General features: G+C 63.5%; 15 protein-coding genes and 1 pseudogene. 5 read left to right on the top strand and 11 right to left on the bottom strand.

Going from position 1 to position 16,779, the window contains the following annotated elements:
* Positions 1-125 precede the first annotated feature (125 nt).
* From udk to P1T08_04170, 4 genes are all read right to left on the bottom strand, one after another.
* Positions 126-734 (bottom strand): uridine kinase, encoded by a 609-nt coding sequence (gene udk / locus P1T08_04185; GenBank protein MDF1595285.1) that lies wholly within the window; start codon positions 732-734, stop codon positions 126-128.
* A 93-nt stretch (positions 735-827) separates the two neighbouring features.
* Entirely contained in the window at positions 828-1,790 is a 963-nt protein-coding gene (locus P1T08_04180; protein MDF1595284.1) for a 1-acyl-sn-glycerol-3-phosphate acyltransferase, read from the bottom strand.
* Positions 1,787-2,395: a DsbA family protein gene (locus P1T08_04175; protein ID MDF1595283.1), complete on the bottom strand. Its 609-nt coding sequence runs from the start codon at positions 2,393-2,395 to the stop codon at positions 1,787-1,789. Before P1T08_04175 ends, P1T08_04180 begins: the two co-directional genes overlap by 4 nt.
* Before the next feature lie 86 nt (positions 2,396-2,481).
* On the bottom strand, positions 2,482-2,958 hold the full coding sequence (locus P1T08_04170; GenBank protein ID MDF1595282.1) for a GyrI-like domain-containing protein: 477 nt from the start codon (positions 2,956-2,958) through the stop codon (positions 2,482-2,484).
* A 139-nt stretch (positions 2,959-3,097) separates the two neighbouring features.
* On the opposite strand from P1T08_04170, the gene P1T08_04165 reads away from it, so the two are divergent.
* Complete coding sequence (locus P1T08_04165; protein ID MDF1595281.1) at positions 3,098-4,012, top strand: WYL domain-containing protein; 915 nt, start codon at positions 3,098-3,100, stop codon at positions 4,010-4,012.
* Between the two features lie 21 nt (positions 4,013-4,033).
* Here the strand turns inward: P1T08_04165 and P1T08_04160 are convergent, their stop codons facing one another.
* From P1T08_04160 to P1T08_04140, 5 genes are all read right to left on the bottom strand, one after another.
* Complete coding sequence (locus P1T08_04160; protein MDF1595280.1) at positions 4,034-4,600, bottom strand: Fe-S cluster assembly protein HesB; 567 nt, start codon at positions 4,598-4,600, stop codon at positions 4,034-4,036.
* A 52-nt stretch (positions 4,601-4,652) separates the two neighbouring features.
* The gene (locus P1T08_04155; GenBank protein ID MDF1595279.1) at positions 4,653-5,543 is read right to left on the bottom strand and encodes an NAD(P)-dependent oxidoreductase; all 891 of its coding nucleotides are present in this window, start codon (positions 5,541-5,543) and stop codon (positions 4,653-4,655) included.
* Positions 5,544-5,649: 106 nt separating this feature from the next.
* Positions 5,650-6,081 (bottom strand): FeoA family protein, encoded by a 432-nt coding sequence (locus P1T08_04150; GenBank protein ID MDF1595278.1) that lies wholly within the window; start codon positions 6,079-6,081, stop codon positions 5,650-5,652.
* On the bottom strand, positions 6,078-8,030 hold the full coding sequence (gene feoB / locus P1T08_04145; GenBank protein ID MDF1595277.1) for a ferrous iron transport protein B: 1,953 nt from the start codon (positions 8,028-8,030) through the stop codon (positions 6,078-6,080). Before feoB ends, P1T08_04150 begins: the two co-directional genes overlap by 4 nt.
* Before the next feature lie 134 nt (positions 8,031-8,164).
* On the bottom strand, positions 8,165-8,986 hold the full coding sequence (locus P1T08_04140) for a hypothetical protein (GenBank protein ID MDF1595276.1): 822 nt from the start codon (positions 8,984-8,986) through the stop codon (positions 8,165-8,167).
* Between the two features lie 61 nt (positions 8,987-9,047).
* On the opposite strand from P1T08_04140, the gene P1T08_04135 reads away from it, so the two are divergent.
* The 4 genes and pseudogenes from P1T08_04135 to P1T08_04120 all read left to right on the top strand — a co-directional run bounded on the left by P1T08_04135 (position 9,048) and on the right by P1T08_04120 (position 14,731).
* Positions 9,048-10,646 (top strand): carboxyl transferase domain-containing protein, encoded by a 1,599-nt coding sequence (locus P1T08_04135; protein MDF1595275.1) that lies wholly within the window; start codon positions 9,048-9,050, stop codon positions 10,644-10,646.
* A gap of 79 nt (positions 10,647-10,725) precedes the next feature.
* On the top strand, positions 10,726-12,714 hold the full coding sequence (locus P1T08_04130; protein ID MDF1595274.1) for a biotin carboxylase N-terminal domain-containing protein: 1,989 nt from the start codon (positions 10,726-10,728) through the stop codon (positions 12,712-12,714).
* Entirely contained in the window at positions 12,711-14,486 is a 1,776-nt protein-coding gene (locus P1T08_04125) for an ATP-binding protein (GenBank protein MDF1595273.1), read from the top strand. The genes P1T08_04130 and P1T08_04125 overlap by 4 nt, the downstream gene beginning before the upstream one ends.
* A gap of 68 nt (positions 14,487-14,554) precedes the next feature.
* A pseudogene (locus P1T08_04120) lies at positions 14,555-14,731 on the top strand (Rdx family protein).
* Positions 14,732-14,765: 34 nt separating this feature from the next.
* Here the strand turns inward: P1T08_04120 and P1T08_04115 are convergent.
* Entirely contained in the window at positions 14,766-15,575 is an 810-nt protein-coding gene (locus P1T08_04115) for an RNA methyltransferase (GenBank protein ID MDF1595272.1), read from the bottom strand.
* Between the two features lie 46 nt (positions 15,576-15,621).
* Positions 15,622-16,743: an FAD-dependent oxidoreductase gene (locus P1T08_04110; protein MDF1595271.1), complete on the bottom strand. Its 1,122-nt coding sequence runs from the start codon at positions 16,741-16,743 to the stop codon at positions 15,622-15,624.
* Positions 16,744-16,779: the final 36 nt, after the last annotated feature.

Below are 16,779 nucleotides of genomic sequence, written 5' to 3'. Positions count from 1 at the left end.
CGTTTTCTGCGCAATGCAATGGCGCGTGACACACCACAGCATTGCCGAGAAACGGGTCGGGGTTTTCTGCGCAATGCAATGGCGCGTGACACACCACAGCATTGCCGAGAAAAGGGGTCGGCTCCCTACTCCCGGGCGAGATACTCCCGGATCATCCCGATCACGGTACCGACGGCGCTGCTGTTGTAGCCCTCCGGAATGATGATGTCGGCATACCGCTTGGAAGGTTCAACGAACTGGAGATGCATCGGCCGCACAGACACCAGGTATTGATCCAACACGGATTCCGGCGTCCGGTGCCGATCCCGAATATCCCGATCCATTCGCCGGGCGAGGCGGAGGTCGGCGTCGGTGTCGACATAGATCTTCAGATCCATCAGCTCTCGCAACGGCTCCTCGGCGAGCACGAGAATCCCCTCGAGAATGATCACCCGGCGCGGTTCGACCACGACCGTCTCAGGCCGGCGGGCGTGGACGCTGAAGTCGTACAGCGGTTGATCGATCTTCCGCCCCGCCAACAGGGCTTCGATATGCAGGACCAGTAGCTCCGTTTCGAGCGAGTTGGGGTGGTCGTAGTTGATTCCGGCCCGCTGCTCGGCCGACAACTCCGGGCGATCGCGGTAGTAGGCGTCGTGCTCGATGAGTAGGACCCGGTCCACCCCGATGGCGTTGAGCACGCGGTCGGCGATCGTCGACTTTCCGGAACCGGAGCCACCGGCAATGCCGATCACCATCGGTCTTCCCTTGCCCTTGTCAGGCCATCCCTGAGAGGTGTCAGCAGCCACATCCGCAGTGTGGCCTGTAGGCCCGGTGCGGGCAAATAGCGGTCAATCAGCGACGTCTGCGTCGACCCTGGCCCATTCCGCATAGAGCCAGTCGATACGAAGCTGACGATCGGTCGGGACATCGCGGCGGGCGATCCTTCTGAACATGACGGTGATCGTCGACCCAACCAACCGACCTGAGAGAATGTCACCCACCGTGGCGAATCCTTCGAGACCGTGATGCGCGCAGATGATCACGTCTGCTCCTGGGGCTCCCTCGAGCATGGCCAGCGGCCCGTTGATGCGCGGGGGCAAAACCCGTTCCAGGGCGGACGCCCGCTCGAAGAACTCCGACCCTTCCAACTTGGCGAGGATCGCATGGCGCTTGCGGCGGGTGAACCGCGTCCCTTCCGGGTAGATGATGGCGCCCTCATGAGGTTCGAGGTCGGTCACCAGGTCACGCAGCGCCTGCAATTGAGCCTCGTCGCTACTCGCGCGATCGATGAAGAAGTTCGGAAGGCGGTTGCCGACGATATCGAGCGCCGGATCCGATAGGAGTTCCTTCTTCAGCACGTAGCGGATACGCAGGTTGTGCGGTTCAGACACAAACACCAGCGGGAGCAGATTGTCGATGATCGACGCATGGCGCATGAAGATCAGGATGGGGCCCGGCTCGAGCTCGTCGTCACCCTGCACCTCGAAGGAGAGGCGGAGCAAACGTGAAACCCAGCGGAAGAGAAACAGCGCCCACCAGGTCTGGAGCCGGTAGTTGAGGTCGAGAAAACGACGGCTTCCAGGTCTGGCGATCAGCATGATCGCCCCTGCCCGGCATACACCGAGCAACTCACCAACGAGATACAACCACCCGAACACGAGAAGTCGGACCACTACGAAGTTGGTGCGTCGCAGTAGGCCGAGCAGGCCGGCCAGCACCAGGAAGAGCGGCATGAGCGGGGTCAGCACGACCAGCATGATGCCGATGGATCCCACGCTCCGGATTCTCCGGGCCAGCACCTCACGGTTCACGGTGCTCCCCTCAGCCGCGGCGGAGCGTCCCGTTGGCGTTTGAGTTCAAAGAACCCGGGAGTGCGAGCCAGCACCATCAAATGATCGAAGAGGTGGGCGGCTTCCTCCCCTCGCGGTGCGGGAGCCATTATGGGGCCGTAGAAGCCGACCGGGTCGGTTCCTTCGAACACGACAATCGGCACACCAACGTCCTCCCCGACAACGGTCATCGCCTCTGCCATTGCGACCTCAACGGGTACGTCCCAGTCGGAATCGTCGGCCACACCGGGTGCGAGCGACTCGAGCCCAACCGCTTCCACGATCGACGCCAGGTCAAAGGTCCGCTCGCCCTCCAGGTGCCAGCGCCGCGCCATCTCTACATACAGGTTCTCTACTGCTGAAGGCCCTGACTTCGCCCGCACGTACTCCGCCACCCGGAGTGCTCTCCTGCCCTCGAGCTGCATCCGCTTCCCACGTTCCGACGGAGAGGCGCCTTCGTTCTTGATGTCGAGACTGAACGGCCTCCAGTCGATCTCGATCGGACGGTGACTGCGCGCCTCGATGAGCCATCGGGCCGTTTCCCAGCACCATGGACAGATCGGATCGAAGAAGAACGAAACCTGCATGGACCATTGATAGCCGAGACGGAGCTCTTATGCGGACAGGCTGCGCTCCGTCGACCACGCTCAGGACGGGGACACCGACCAAGCGGCTATGGGCCGACGGCCACCGGCAGATACAATTCGAACTCCCATTGTTCCGGCGGCGACGTGATCGGCGTCAGCAGTTCCTCCAGGCACTGGTCCCATCCACGCCCGGGGTGCCGGCCGCTTTCTTCGAACCAGGCGACAAATTCCCGCCAGGTTTCCGTGATGTTCTCGATCCCTTTGAGGCGGGTCACCGCGTACTGTCCCCCCGGTATCTGTTTACGCGTCAGCGGCTCCTCGACCTCGATGTCTGGATCAATGGTCATCCACTGCTCGTACCCGTAATTAGGGCTACCCGGTGACGGGTTCGGATTGTTGAACCCGAAAAAGCGATGCTCGCCCGAGGTGAGATCGAGTCCATGCCTTTCGGCAAACCCGCGAATCAACTCCCATGCTTCGTATTCGGGCTCGGTGCCGAAGCCGAGGGCACTGGCCACGGTCATTGCGTCTAGATCTCGGATTTCCACCGTGATATCCGACACTTGACCTCCTTCGCCGAAACCGTACCGCCCGATACCTGTCATCTAGTGTCAGCAATATGGATCGGGGTAAAACGGAACACGAACGACCCCGACATGCCGACCGTGGTTCTCGGGTGGAACCGTCTTTCGGAGCTCGCCCGTGAGAGCCGATCGTCTGCTCGCTGAGTTGCTGATCATCCAGCGAAAGGGAAGAGTGACTGCAGACGAATTGGCCCGGGACCTCGAGGTCTCGGTTCGAACGATCTATCGGGACTGGTACGGATTGCGTGTCGCCGGTGTACCGCTCATCACCGACGCAGGACCTGGAGGCGGAGCGCGCCTCTATGGGGACTGGCGAACGGAGCTAACCGGCCTCACTGCAGGCGAGTACGAAGCACTCGCCCTCTTGACCACGACGGAATCGGCGTCGTTGGTGAGCGGACCCCTCATTTCGGCGCTCGCCAAACTCAGCGCCGCCATCCCGGCGGAACAGCGCCGTCCCGAGGGCCGGGTCTATATCGACCCTGCCGCCGGCGACACATTGCTCGAAGTCCTCAACCGGGCGGTCCATGGGGATTTATGCGTCGATCTTGCGGTAACAAGGATGTTCGATTCCCGGGTAGAGCGCCGCGTGCAGCCGCTCGGCCTCGTCTCCCAGGCAGAGCGGTGGCACCTCGTTTGGACGCTGGCCGATCGACGGGTCCGTGTCGACCAGGTCAATGCAATCGCGTCGGCGAAACTCACCACGACCCGATTCGAAAGACCGGCCGACTTCGAACTCACCGCCTTCTGGCAGAGCTATGCAACGACCGCCGCCGTCAGCCGGCGAAACTTCGTTGCCAAGGCGTCGGCTTCCGAATCCGTCATACCGCTGCTCCGACGTCGATTCGGCAACGAACTCACCGTCTCCGGCACCCGGCTCGTATTCCGATTCGACGACATCATTCAGGCGCGATCTGCGCTTCTGCCGTGGGGCGGCGCAGTCAAGGTAACGGCGCCCGAGGCACTCCGCCGGACGCTGATCGACTTCGCGGAGCAAACCCTGGCTCGGTATCAGGCAGCCGTTTCTGGCTAACGGTGGTCGAGAAGGGCCGGCTCAGGTGTTGGTCTTCCCGACTTCCTTCATTGCCCGCTTCTTCTCACGCAGCTCGAGCACGTCATCGAAGACAGCGACATCGGCAATGGAGGGCCAGTCCGCGGCCGCCTTCTCCCAACCGTCAGGGGTCACCCGAAGTCGCTTTCCAAGTATTCCGATGAAGATCCGAGACTTCGCCACGCCGTAGCCCGGGAGGGCTTTGAGCCGCTTCAGGAGCTCGGCCGCGTTGGAGGCGGTCACCCAGATCTGCGCGGCATCGCCCCGATAGTCGTCGACAATGGCCTGGCACAACGATTGGGTGCGCTTGGCCATCGAACCGGGGAACCGGTGAATCGCCGGTGGCCCCTTGAAGAGCGTGATCAGTTCTTCTTCGTCTATCGAGGCGAGGTCGGCTGCATCGAGATCCCGCCCGAGCCGTTGCGAGAGAAGGAATGGCCCAAAGAACGCTCGCTCCATCGGGAACTGCTGGTCGAGCAACATCCCGATCAGCAGTGCCAGAGGATCGGCCGCCAGCAGCCGGTTGGCGTCTTCGTTTTCGGTCCAATGGAGGGCATCAACGGCCGCCATGTCGCTCCCGGTCGTAGTTTCGAATCAACGTAGTCGAATGGTGACCGTATCGTCACGTTCCGAGGGTGATTCCCGACATCTCCTCGAGCGCTTTCACGAGTGCGTGGTTGCCGTCGCCGCCCAATCCCCGGCGCTGCAATGCCCGGTACATCTGGAACACCAGACCGGTACCGACAACGGGTGTTCCCAACTCGTCTGCGGCTTCGAGCACGAGACGGAGGTCTTTCTGCTGGAGGTCGATCGTGAAGCCCGGCCGCCAATCGCGAACAATCATCTGCGGACCCCGATTGGAGAGCATCCACGACCCGGCCGCTCCCCCGGCGACGGCACTCAGCGTCTTCTCGAGGTCCAGTCCTCCTGCCTCGGCGAACAGGAGAGCCTCCGATACCGCCAGCTGGGTGCCGACCACCAGAATCTGATTGACCAGCTTCACTAGCTGCCCGGCTCCCGTCGGGCCAACATGGGTAATAGTGGTCCCGAACGCCTCCAGGAAGGGCACGGCACGTTCGAACTGGTCGGCGTCACCCCCGATCATGATCGAGAGGGTGCCGCGCGCCGCTCCCTCGCTGCCGCCGCTGACCGGGGCATCGAGCCAGAAGGCGCCCACGTTGCCAACCTCCTCGGCGAAGCGAAGCGTGGCCGATGGGCTGATCGTGGAATGATCGATAACGAGCTGCCCTTCGCTCAGACCGGACAACACGCCCTGATCGCCGTGCAGCACCGCCTCGACATCGGGTGTGTCGGAGACGCAGATCATCGTGATATCACATGACTCCGCCACCGCCTTCGGCGAATCCACCGCCACTGCACCCACCGCGGCCAGCTCATCCGCCCGGGATGTGGTGCGGTTCCACACGGTTACGTCGTGACCTTTCTCCACGAGGTTGCGGGCCATCCCCGATCCCATGATCCCGAGTCCGATGAATCCGATCTTTTCGTTCACAACCCCTCCATTCCTGCTATCCACAAGACGGTACCTCCCCGAACCAGCTTGGCGGCGCGGCAAAGCCCGGCCCGGGAACGAGCAGGACGGCCGAGAACGGAATCGATCAGCGGGGGGCGCCGATGAAGATCAACCTCGCCAGGTCGGCTTCCAACGCGATCTCGGTCTCATCGACCCGCACAACGGTGACCGGCGAGTGCTGACCGACGCGCACCATTCGCCCGGGTTCGATTCCGTAAGCGCGCAGGAGTTCCCGGTGTCCGGTGGTCATATTCTCCGCGAAACCGGCAATCGCTACATCCTCGCCGAGCGTCGCAACGTCGAGTGTCGCCGCCACGATCGTTTCCTCTTTGCGCGCGGGAAATAACCTGGCGAGCAGACCGGCCGAGCGGGACCTTCCAATGTCGACGGTCGTATACCCGCATTCCGGGCAGCAGGCCAGGGTGCAAGCTCCGTGCATGGGACAACTTCCACAAGCGATTTCGATCTCCGGATCGAAGCGAGCGCCGCAGAGCGGACAGGACATCGAGCGACTCATGCTCCCCATCCCACGAACTCGAGTGTGCGGCTCAGCAGACCGCCGATCAGGATGGCCAGCGGGAAGACAAGCGCCGTTACCGCCGCCGCCGTCTTCGCTCCGCGTTCTTTGGCGATCATCAGCACGCTGGCCACACATGGGACGAACAGCGTGATGGTGGTCATGCTCACCACGATCTGGAGCGGGGTGAGTAGCCCGGCGCCGGCGATGAGGAACAGGCCGGTGGCGCCGAAGTCCCTCCGGAAGAACCCCATCATGAAGGCGGTGGCCGCCTCGGCGGGCAACTCGAGCCAATCGACCACGAGCGGTTCGGCCACACCGACCAGCCATTGGAGAACATCTAGCCGATCGAGCACGAACAACAGCACCGAGCCGAGCAGAAAGAGAGGCACGACCTCCCGGAGGTACCACTCGACCCTGGCCACCGTTTTCAGTACGACGGGGCGGACCGGCGGGCGACGCATCGGTGGCAGTTCGGCGACGAACACCGAGCGGTCGCCCGGCACCAACCGGGCCGCCAGCCAGCCAACCGTCACCAACACGCCCGCTACGACGAATCCCCAAATCATCAACGCCGTCATAGAGATGCCGCCCAACATGCCCATCACCACCCCCAACTGGGCACTGCACGGCACGCCGAGTGAGAGCAACAGGATGACCAACAATCGGTCTCGTTTCGAGGACAAGATCCGGGTCGTCATGGTTGCCATCGTTACGCAACCGAGCCCCAGCACCATCGGTACCACCGCTGTGCCGTTGAGGCCCATCGCCTTGAAGATCCGGTTCGTGAGAACCGCCAGCCGTGGAAGGTATCCCGAGTCCTCCAGCAGCCCGAAGGCGAAGAAGAAGGTGGCCACGATCGGTAGGATCAGAGCCAGTGCATAGGTCATCCCCATGGTCCAGAGGCCGTATTCCCCTACCAGGAGATCCCGGAGCCAGTCCCAGGCTACGAGCCGGTCGAGACGCGCGCTGAGCCAGGGATTGATGTATTCACCGAAGAGCGTCCCTTCGAGCCAGCCGACGAGTGTTCCTGCCCCGAAGACCCCGACGAACCAGTAGAGCCCGGAAAGCACCGCAGCCAGCAGCGGAATGCCCCAGACCGGGTGGGTCGTCAGGCGACTGATCCTGCGTTTGCGAACCTGCCCCCCAATCGGCGCAGTACCGATGCCATCCCCCAACAACGTGTCAACGACCGCGATCCGAGCTGCCAGGATCGCCGACGAGAGCGGTGACCCAAGTTCTTCAGCTGCCTTCGTTCGGAGGCGAACCATCTCACCGACCCGACGATCGTCCAGATGGTCCCGAACCCACTCTTCCGCGACGGGGTCCCCGGCCAGGAACAGCAGCCCGACCGACCGCTCGCTGAGAGAATCATCGGGAAGGATCTCGGCAAGCTGACGAACAGCTGCTTCGATCGGCGCGGGATACCCGACCCGGATGGAAGGAGTCCCGGGAGCGCGCAAGGCCTCTTCGAGGGTCCTGATTCCCTCACCACGCACTGCAGTTGTTGCGACAACCGGGATACTGAGGAGGCGGGAGAGTTCCTCGGCCCGATCGGGCATGCCGCGCTCTCCGGCCTCGTCGGCCATGTTGAGCGCCAATGTGAGCGGCAGGCCCATCTCGGCGAGTTGCACGGTCACGAGAAGGGTCCGGCGAAGGTTCTTGGCGTCGCCTACCTGTAGCACCCCGACGGGAGAGGAGTCGAGGAGCACGCGCACCGTCGCCTGCTCATCCTCGGTCCGTGAAGGGAACGAGAGGATTCCGGGCGAGTCGATGAAGGTGGCATCGAGACGACGCCCGGCAGCACGGACGATCTCAACCGTCGTGCCGGGATAGTTGGCGGCGATTACTCGATGACCGGTGAGCGCCTCGAACAGCGTCGATTTGCCGACGTTGGGATGACCAACAAGGGCTACGACTCCTGCCTTTCGAGGTGTCTCCCCTGCCATCGGAGTGTGGCAATGACCTCCCATGACGGCCCCATGGTCGCCGACTCGGTCGGGTGACCATAGGGTCGGAAGGTCCGACGCCGGGGGCGTTCGGCCCGAGGTTCCGAACCCGTGTCGGAAACCACGGCGAATCGCTAGCTGCCGGTGTCCACCGGTGTTGATTGGCCATCCTTGCGAAACGCCAGCCAGGCTCCGCCGCCGAACAAGCCGAACTGGGCGACTACGACCGCCGCACTCATCCACCAGATTGCCGAACGTTCGGACTCGATGCGTGTGTTGAGCAGTTGCCGCTGGGATTCGACGGCATCGATCGCGGTGGCGGTGGTCGCTCGATACTGATTGAGCAATTCCAGTCCGTCGGCGAGTTGCGCACGTGCCGCGCCGACTTCGACGACCAGATCACCGGCCTGATCGGCCAGCCCACCGAGTCCGTCCGCAACCTCTTCGATGAGCACGGCCTGGGCTCGAACCTGTTCCGGGAGGGTCTCGATAGAACTTGCCACACCGGTGAGCGACTCATCGAACGGCACGTCCGGATCGTAGGGCACGCCGACGAAGCTCAAGGCTCCGAGGGCTCCATCGATGACGTCGGCTACCTGGATAAGAGCCGGCATTGCCTCTTGCAGCGACTCGACGATGCGCGGAAGGTCCTCTCCGCTGATCTCCGCCAGTTTCCGTAGTCCGCTCTCGGCGCCATCGATGGTGGAGATCGAATCGAACGCGGCATCCTCGACGGCCACCAGGCTGCCGGCCAACTGGTCCACGATCGAGGCAACGATGGCGACCGTGTCGTCGGCCGTGCGGAGCGCTTCGCCACTGGCGGCGAGCGCCCGGTCGAGCGAGGCGGACCGGTCGACGGCGGCAGCCCGCAGCTGCCCTGAGGCAACCATCGCCGCCGAAACGCCGCCGACGGCAACCAGCATCCCGAGCGCACCCACGAATCGCGTCCATCGCATGAAGGCGATGGTACCCAGCAGGGATCGGCTACCCCGTTTCTCCGCAACTAACCTGCCGGTAATGCCGGTGCTGACATCGAAGATCGACACACGTTCCACTGAGTATCTGTCAAACCGTTCAGCCATGGTCGAACGGCTGACCGAGTTCGAGCAACTCATGGACACGTCGCGGCTCGGTGGTGGCCCAAAATACGTCGAGCGGCATCACAGCCGTGGCAAGCTCCTGGCACGGGAGCGAATCGAGTTGCTGCTCGATCGGGACACGCCGTTCCTCGAATTCTCTTCGCTGGCCGGATGGGGGACGGACTTCCCGATTGGAGCCAACCTCGTCACCGGCATCGGAGTCGTCTCAGGCGTGGAGGTCGCCATCAGCGCCAACGACCCCACGAGCCGGGCGGGTTCATCCAACCCGATATCGCTCCCCAAGAGCCTTCGCATTCAAGACATCGCCCGCCAGAACCGGCTCCCGCTCATCAATCTGGTTGAGTCGGGCGGAGCAGATCTCCCGACGCAGGCTGACGTATTCCTGGTCGGTGGCAAGTGGTTCCGAAACCTGACTCAGCTGTCCAAACTCGGTATCCCGACGATCGCTCTCGTGTTCGGGAACTCAACCGCAGGCGGGGCCTACGTCCCCGGCATGGCCGACTACGCCGTCATGGTCAAGGAGCGAGCAAAGGTGTTTCTCGGCGGGCCCCCATTGGTCAAGATGGCGACGGGAGAGGATTCAACCGACGAGGAACTCGGCGGGGCCGAGATGCACTCGCGGATCTCTGGACTGTCCGACTACCTGGCGGCCGACGAGCACGACGCAATCCGCATCGGGAGAGAAATCGTCAACCATCTCAACTGGAGCAAGCTGGGCTACGGACCGAAGCTGCCGGCGGATGAGCCGCGGCACGACCCTGAAGACCTGTTGGGAATCATCTCGGCTGATCTCAAGGTTCCGTTCGACATGCGCGAGGTGCTGGCCCGCGTACTCGACGGCTCACGTTTCGATGAATACAAGTTCACCTACGGCACATCGCTGGTTACCGGTTGGGGATCGATCCATGGCTTCCCGGTTGGGATCGTCGCCAACCAGCACGGAGTCCTGTTCAGCGAAGAAGCGAAGAAGGCAACCGAGTTCATCCAGTTGTGTAATCGCTACGACACTCCGATCCTTTTCATCCACAACACCACCGGCTACATGGTTGGCAAAGAGTACGAGCAGGGCGGGATGATCAAAGACGGGGCCAAAATGGTGAATGCGGTCTCCAACAGCGAGGTCCCGCACATTTCCTTGATGGCAGGTTCGTCGTACGGGGCCGGCAACTACGGCATGTCCGGCCGGTCGTTCGATCCCCGGTTTGTGTTCGGATGGCCCGGTCACAAGGTCGCAGTCATGGGCGGCGAGCAGCTGGCCGGCGTGATGTCGATCATCACCCGGGCCGGGGCGGCCGCCCGCGGGCAGGAGGTCGATGAGGCTGAGGAAGAGCAGCGCCGCCGCGCTATCGAGGAACAGATCGAGCGAGAAGCACTCGGCTACTACTCGACCGGCCGCGTCCGCGACGATGGCATCATTGATCCGCGCGACACGCGCACGGTCCTCGGGATCGCCCTCTCCGCGGTTCACTCCGCTCCTGTCCAGGGCACCGGTGAGTTCGGGGTCTTCCGAATGTGAAACGGTTCAAATCAGCTTCTCGCGCGGGATTCACACCCTATGAGGTGGGATTCCCGCGCGAAAACGGGAGTTGGGCGTGATGCGGTTCAGCAAGATTCTGGTTGCGAACCGGGGCGAGATCGCCCGGCGGGTGTTCAGGACCTGTCGCTTGATGGGCGTCGCGACGGTAGCGGTGTATTCAGACGCCGACCGCCACGCACCCTTCGTCTCAGAAGCAGACGAAGCAATCGAACTCCCGGGCGCCGCTCCTGCCGACACCTACCTGCGCGGCGATCTGGTCATCGAAGCCGCACTCAAAACGGGCGCACAGGCCATCCACCCCGGATACGGGTTCCTGGCCGAAAACGCGGCCTTCGCGACTGCATGCGCGGAAGCGGGCATCATCTTCATCGGACCCTCGCCTGCGGCGATCGCCTCCATGGGCTCGAAGGTCGAGGCCCGTCGCCTCATGCTGGCCGCCGGCATCCCGGTGGCGCCAGGAGAGGAAGTTGCCGGGCTCGACACGACGGCGGTGGCAGCTACTGCGGCGCGGGTCGGATATCCGATCCTCGTGAAGGCTTCAGCGGGTGGCGGCGGGAAAGGCATGCGCATCGTCAGGGACGCCGCCGAACTCGAGGAGTCCATGGCGGCTGCCCGTCGTGAAGCGCAGTCGGCATTCGGGGACGACACGCTCTTCCTCGAGCGCTACATCGAGGAACCGCGCCACATCGAGGTCCAGATCCTCGGCGATTCGTTTGGCACAGTGGTGAGCCTCTTTGAACGTGAATGTTCGATACAGCGCCGCCATCAGAAGATCATCGAGGAGTCTCCCTCCCCCGCCGTGGACCAGGTCCGGCGGGCCGCCCTTGGAGAGACGGCCGTCAGGGCCGCTGAAGCCGTCGGATACCTGGGGGTCGGGACGGTCGAGTTTCTTCTGGATCCCGAAGGCGAGTTCTACTTCCTCGAGATGAACACCCGGCTCCAGGTGGAACATCCGGTCACGGAAATGGTGACGGGCCTCGATCTCGTTAGAGCCCAGATCCGAGTCGCCGAGGGCCACCCGCTCGACCCGGAGGTGATCGGAGCAACGACCAGCGGCCACGCCATCGAAGCACGCCTATATGCGGAAGACCCACGCCACGAGTTCTTGCCGACCACCGGTACGCTCCACCGATTCGAGCTCACCGAACCCGATTCGTCCGTCCGCCTCGACACCGGGGTAGAAAACGGCTCCGAGGTCTCAATTCACTACGACCCGCTACTGGCCAAGGTGGTCGTGTATGCACCGACCCGGGATGAGGCAGCCGGGCGCCTGGCGGCAGCTTTGGCCCGTGCGCAAATCCACGGGCTGTACACCAACCGGGAACTCCTGGTCAGAATTCTGCGCCATCCGGAATTCCTGGCCGGCCGGACCGACACCCACTTCCTCGACCGGCACGACCCGGCCGAACTGGGAGCACCTCTCGCAGATCCGGCTTCAGAGCGGATGCACGCCTTGGCTGCCGCTCTGGCCGGCCAGTACGTCGCCCGGTCGGAAGCCGCGCTTCTCAGGACGATTCCCTCCGGATGGAGAAACAGCCCATCGCAGCTCCAGAACTTCGGCTTCCGGGGACAAAGCGGAGACATCGAGATGGGTTATCGGTTCGATCGCCGGGGCTTGAGCGTTTGCCTAGGCGGCGAACCCGTACCGGCCGTGCTCCGGTCATGCTCGGACGCGTCCGTTGAGATCGAAATCGATGGGGTGCTGCGGGCTTTCACGACCCATCGCCAGGAAGACACGTGGTATGTCGACAGCGTCCTGGGGCATTCAGCCCTCCTGGAACTCCCTCGATTTCCAGAGGCGACCGCGCATGAAGAGCCGGGCTCGCTGCTGTCCCCCATGCCGGGGCGGGTGGTCGCCGTAACAGCAAGAGAAGGCGACCGCGTCGCCCAGGGCGACGTTCTGGTGGTCATTGAGGCAATGAAGATGGAGCATTCTGTCCGTGCTCCGACCGGAGGGGTAATCACGTCGGTCCGGATCGAACCCGACGACCAGGTCCTCGCCGACCAGATCCTCATCGTCGTGACCAACGTTGGGATCGAGCCGTGAGCAACCGTCGACCGGATTCAGGCCGGTTCTCCAGGCCCGACAGCCCTCTGAGCGCCACCCGTCAGACCCTCCGGGCACTCGTCACGAACGACCCCGAGGAGACCGACGTCTTCCACGAGGCAATCGTCACCGTTCGATTGACGATGATGCGGATGGGGGCCATCGCATCGGCCTTGACCGCTTTGGTAATCTTCGCATCCGGCCTCTTCACGGGAAGTACCGATCAGCTCTTGGAATCGATAACGCCGGCAATCGTGGCGGCGCTCTTCGGCTGGCAGGCCTGGTCCGGCGGCCGGAAGGTTGTCCTGAGTTTGATCCTGTCGCTCGTCTCGGTCGTGATCACTTACCCCCTCGTCGGCACCGACGCCACGCTGCTGCCGGCATCTTTGGCGTTGGTCATCATCGGCGGCATTGGTCTGCTGTTCGTCGACACAGGGCGTCTCGCGTATGTGATCGGGGTAGGTGCCGTGCTCGTGCTGGCCGGTTTCCTATGGGTGGAGGACGGGGCTGCGAGGGTGGCCACCGCCGCCACCATCGTCACCGGATTTGGCTTGGTGGCTCTCATCATGCTGTCCGTCAGGATGGCGACATTGGTATCGGCCAGCCGGTACGTCCGGCTCTTTGAAGACAGCCCTGTTGCGCTGCTGGAACAGGACTGGGGCGCGACATTGCGAGCGGTGGAGAACCTGGGCATCAATGACCCGCAGGAACTGGGGAAGTACCTCCTCGCCCACCCGGCCGTGGTGACCGATCTCGCGGCCGGAATCGTCTACGTGCGCGTGAATGCTGCGGCCGCCGAGCTACTCGGGCTCGACGATCCGGCCGCGTTGGTTGGCCCCATGTCAACCACCAGGGTGAACGAGACATCCATCGAGGCCCTGGTCTCCGAGGTAGTGGCGATGGTCGAAGGCAGGCTGACCTTCGAGTGCACCTACGAAACGGTGACGTTCAACGGTGACCAGATCTGGATCGAAGTGCGATGGATTCGACCACTCCGCCTCCGGCCGAATCCCGACCGGCTGGTGATTGCCATCCACGACATCACGGAAGAGATGCGCGTCCGCGGCGGGATGGCCGAACTGATCCGCTCGAAGGACGAGTTCATCGCCTCTGTGAGCCACGAATTGCGCACCCCCCTTACGGCCGTGGTCGGCCTGGCCGGCGAGCTCGCCCATGGACATATGGTGTTCTCTGATTCGGAACGGGCCGAATTGCTCGAACTCATTGCCGGCCAATCGCGCGAGATGGCGTTCATCGTTGAAGACCTGCTCGTTGCGGCCCGTGCCGACATCAACCAGATCAGCATCGCCCCCGAGCGAATCAACGTCGCAGAAAACGTCGATCGAATCGTCACAGAGTTCGGATGGGACAACTCGATCACACGGCCGTCCGGCGACTGCGAGGTGCTCGCCGATCCGGTCCGGTTCCGCCAGATCGTTCGAAACCTCATCGCCAATGCACACCGCTACGGGGGGAAGAGCCGGCGCATCGTCGGCAGGCACGACGGGGACGTGGTCACCATCGAAGTGCGCGATGATGGCCCGGGAATCCCGGACGAAGACCGCGAGCGGATCTTCGAACCGTACGCACGGGCGCACAACCAGCCCGGCGTTACCGCTTCGGTGGGTCTGGGACTTGCCGTGTCTCGACGGCTGGCCAAACTAATGGCAGGAGATCTGGTCTACGACTTCGACGAAGAACACGGGGAAGCGGTCTTCCGTCTCACCCTCCCATCCGGGCAACCAGGGATGCGTGAGGTTTCCTGCAGCTAGGCTCGCCGCCAGGAGGTCGCATGATCATCAGCATCGAGTACTGCGCGCAATGAAAGTATCTTGACCGTGCGGTTCGCATGGTCGAGCAAATACTGACCGAGTTCGAGGAAGGGATACAGGCCGCCACGCTGATCCCCTCGCGCGGAGGCGTGTTCGAAGTTGTCGTTGATGGGAAGCTCATCTACTCGAAGAAGGCGACGGGACGCCACGCGGAGTACGAGGAGATCGCCGACCAGATCCGCTGAAGTCCGCCCTCCGAAAACGGGAAGGGCAGAGCTTTCAGCGCCGCGTCAGAGCGTAAAAAGCCACCGCGGCTGCCGACCCCACGTTGAGCGAATCAACCCCGTTCTGCATCGGAATCCTCACCCGATCGTCGACCGCCGCCAGTGTCTCTTCCGTGAGTCCCGGCCCCTCTGCGCCGAGCACGACGGCGAGCTTCTCATCCGCCTCGATCACGAGCTGGTCAATCGGGATGGCCGACGCATCCGGTGTCAGCGCCGCGATCCGGAACCCTGCTCTACGGACCGGATCGAGCCCCATCGGCAACCTGTTGATCCGCGCATGCGGGAGGGCGAAAGCTTCTCCCATCGCCACCCGGAGTGCCCTCCGATAAAGGGGATCACAGCTCCTCGGGTCCAGGAGCAGTCCATCCAACCCGAGGCCGGCGGCCGCCCGAACAATGACTCCGAGGTTGGTCGGGTTCGTCACGTTCTCGAGTACAACGACGCGGCGCGCCGCCGCCAGCACCTCCTCCGGGTATGGAAGCTGTTTGCGGTAGAACACGGAGATGAGGCCTCGATGCAGGTGGATGCCCGTGACCTCGAGTACGACGTCCGGACCCGCGAAGTAGTGGGGAACGTCGGCAGGGACCATCGCCGGGATCGGCTCACCCCGGGTAGCGTCGATAAGCAGCGACTTGAGCCGGTAGCCGGCGAGGAGGGCTCGCTCGACGACGAGGGCCCCTTCGGCGATGAACACGCCGGCCAGGTCGCCTCCGGACGCCTCCCGCTGCCGCCGCAGTTGATGATCGCGTAGCCCTATGTAGTCGAGAATCCGCGGGTCGGCCGGGTCGACGATTGAGACCTTCACGACGTGGCGGGCCCGATCGCCGAGCCTGCCCGAGGGAAACGCCGGGTCACGTCCGGAGCCGTTCCGGCCGGATAGCAGCCTCGAGGTGCGCAGGCAGGCCCAGGGGGAAGCCGGCCCCGATCGCCATCGACATTGCGATTCTCGCCATCGCCGGCGACGTCATTATCCCGAATCCGCCCTGCCCGGCCAGCCAGATGAAGTCGGGCACATCCGGGTCGGGCCCTACCACCGGCAAGCGATCCGGAGCGAAGGTCCGTAACCCCGCCCACGCCCTGCGAACGTGGCGAATCTCGATCGTTGTGGCCGCCTGGATCCGCTCGATTGCGATAGCCACGTCGATCTCTTCAGCGCGCACATCGTGCGGATGAGTTGGCGTCTCATCGGCCGGCGAGCCAAGTAGTTGCGGGCCTTCAGGCTCGAAGTAGAACTGCTCGTCGATATCGATCACCGCCGGCCACTGCCGAACATCATGATTCGACGGGCCGGAAAACGTAAAGGCCGTTCGTCGCAACGGCGTCAACCCGACCGGTTGAACGCCGGCCAGGCCGGCGATCTGATCCGACCAGGCGCCTGCCGCATTTATGAGCACCCGGGCGGCGAAACGCTGTTCACCGGCGGTGACGTTCCAACCGGAATCCAAGCGTTCGATTCCGATGACGGGAGCGCCTGTGACCACCTCACCGTGACGACGACGCACACCGCGAAGAAAGCCCTGCAGGAGCGCGTCGACGTCGATCGTGTACCCGCCCGACTCGAGAACAGCGACATCCAGGTAGTCCGGCCGCAGAGCCGGACACAACTCGAGCGCCTCCTGTCCGTCGATCATCCGGACGGAGGGGATCTCAGTCCGGGCATCGGCGGCGGCAGCTTCGACGGCTCCCCGCTGATCTGGTCGACCGATGAGCAGGATGCGGCGAGGCGCAACCAGGGGGACGGCGGTGAAACCGTCGGGGGGTTCTTCGAAGAACGACCGGCCGGCCGCAACGATCGACCTGATTGTCGGGGTCTCCCAGGCTTCGGTGAACAAAGCGGCCGATCGACCGGTGGTGTGGTAGCCACACTGAGGCTCGCGTTCGAGCAGGACGACGCGGCCGTGGGCGGCAAGTTCGTAGGCAGCCGACGCTCCGGCGATACCGCCGCCGACTACCAGGAAATCTGCGGTGTTCATAGCGACCATCGTGGCAGATTCCCGCCGTGTTTTTGG

It is taken from the genome of Acidimicrobiia bacterium, from assembly GCA_029210695.1.
Taxonomy (GTDB): Bacteria; Actinomycetota; Acidimicrobiia; order Spongiisociales; family JAHEDJ01; genus JAHEDJ01.
Note: the sequence above shows the minus strand (reverse complement) of the source record. Positions and strands in the feature narration are given on the sequence as shown.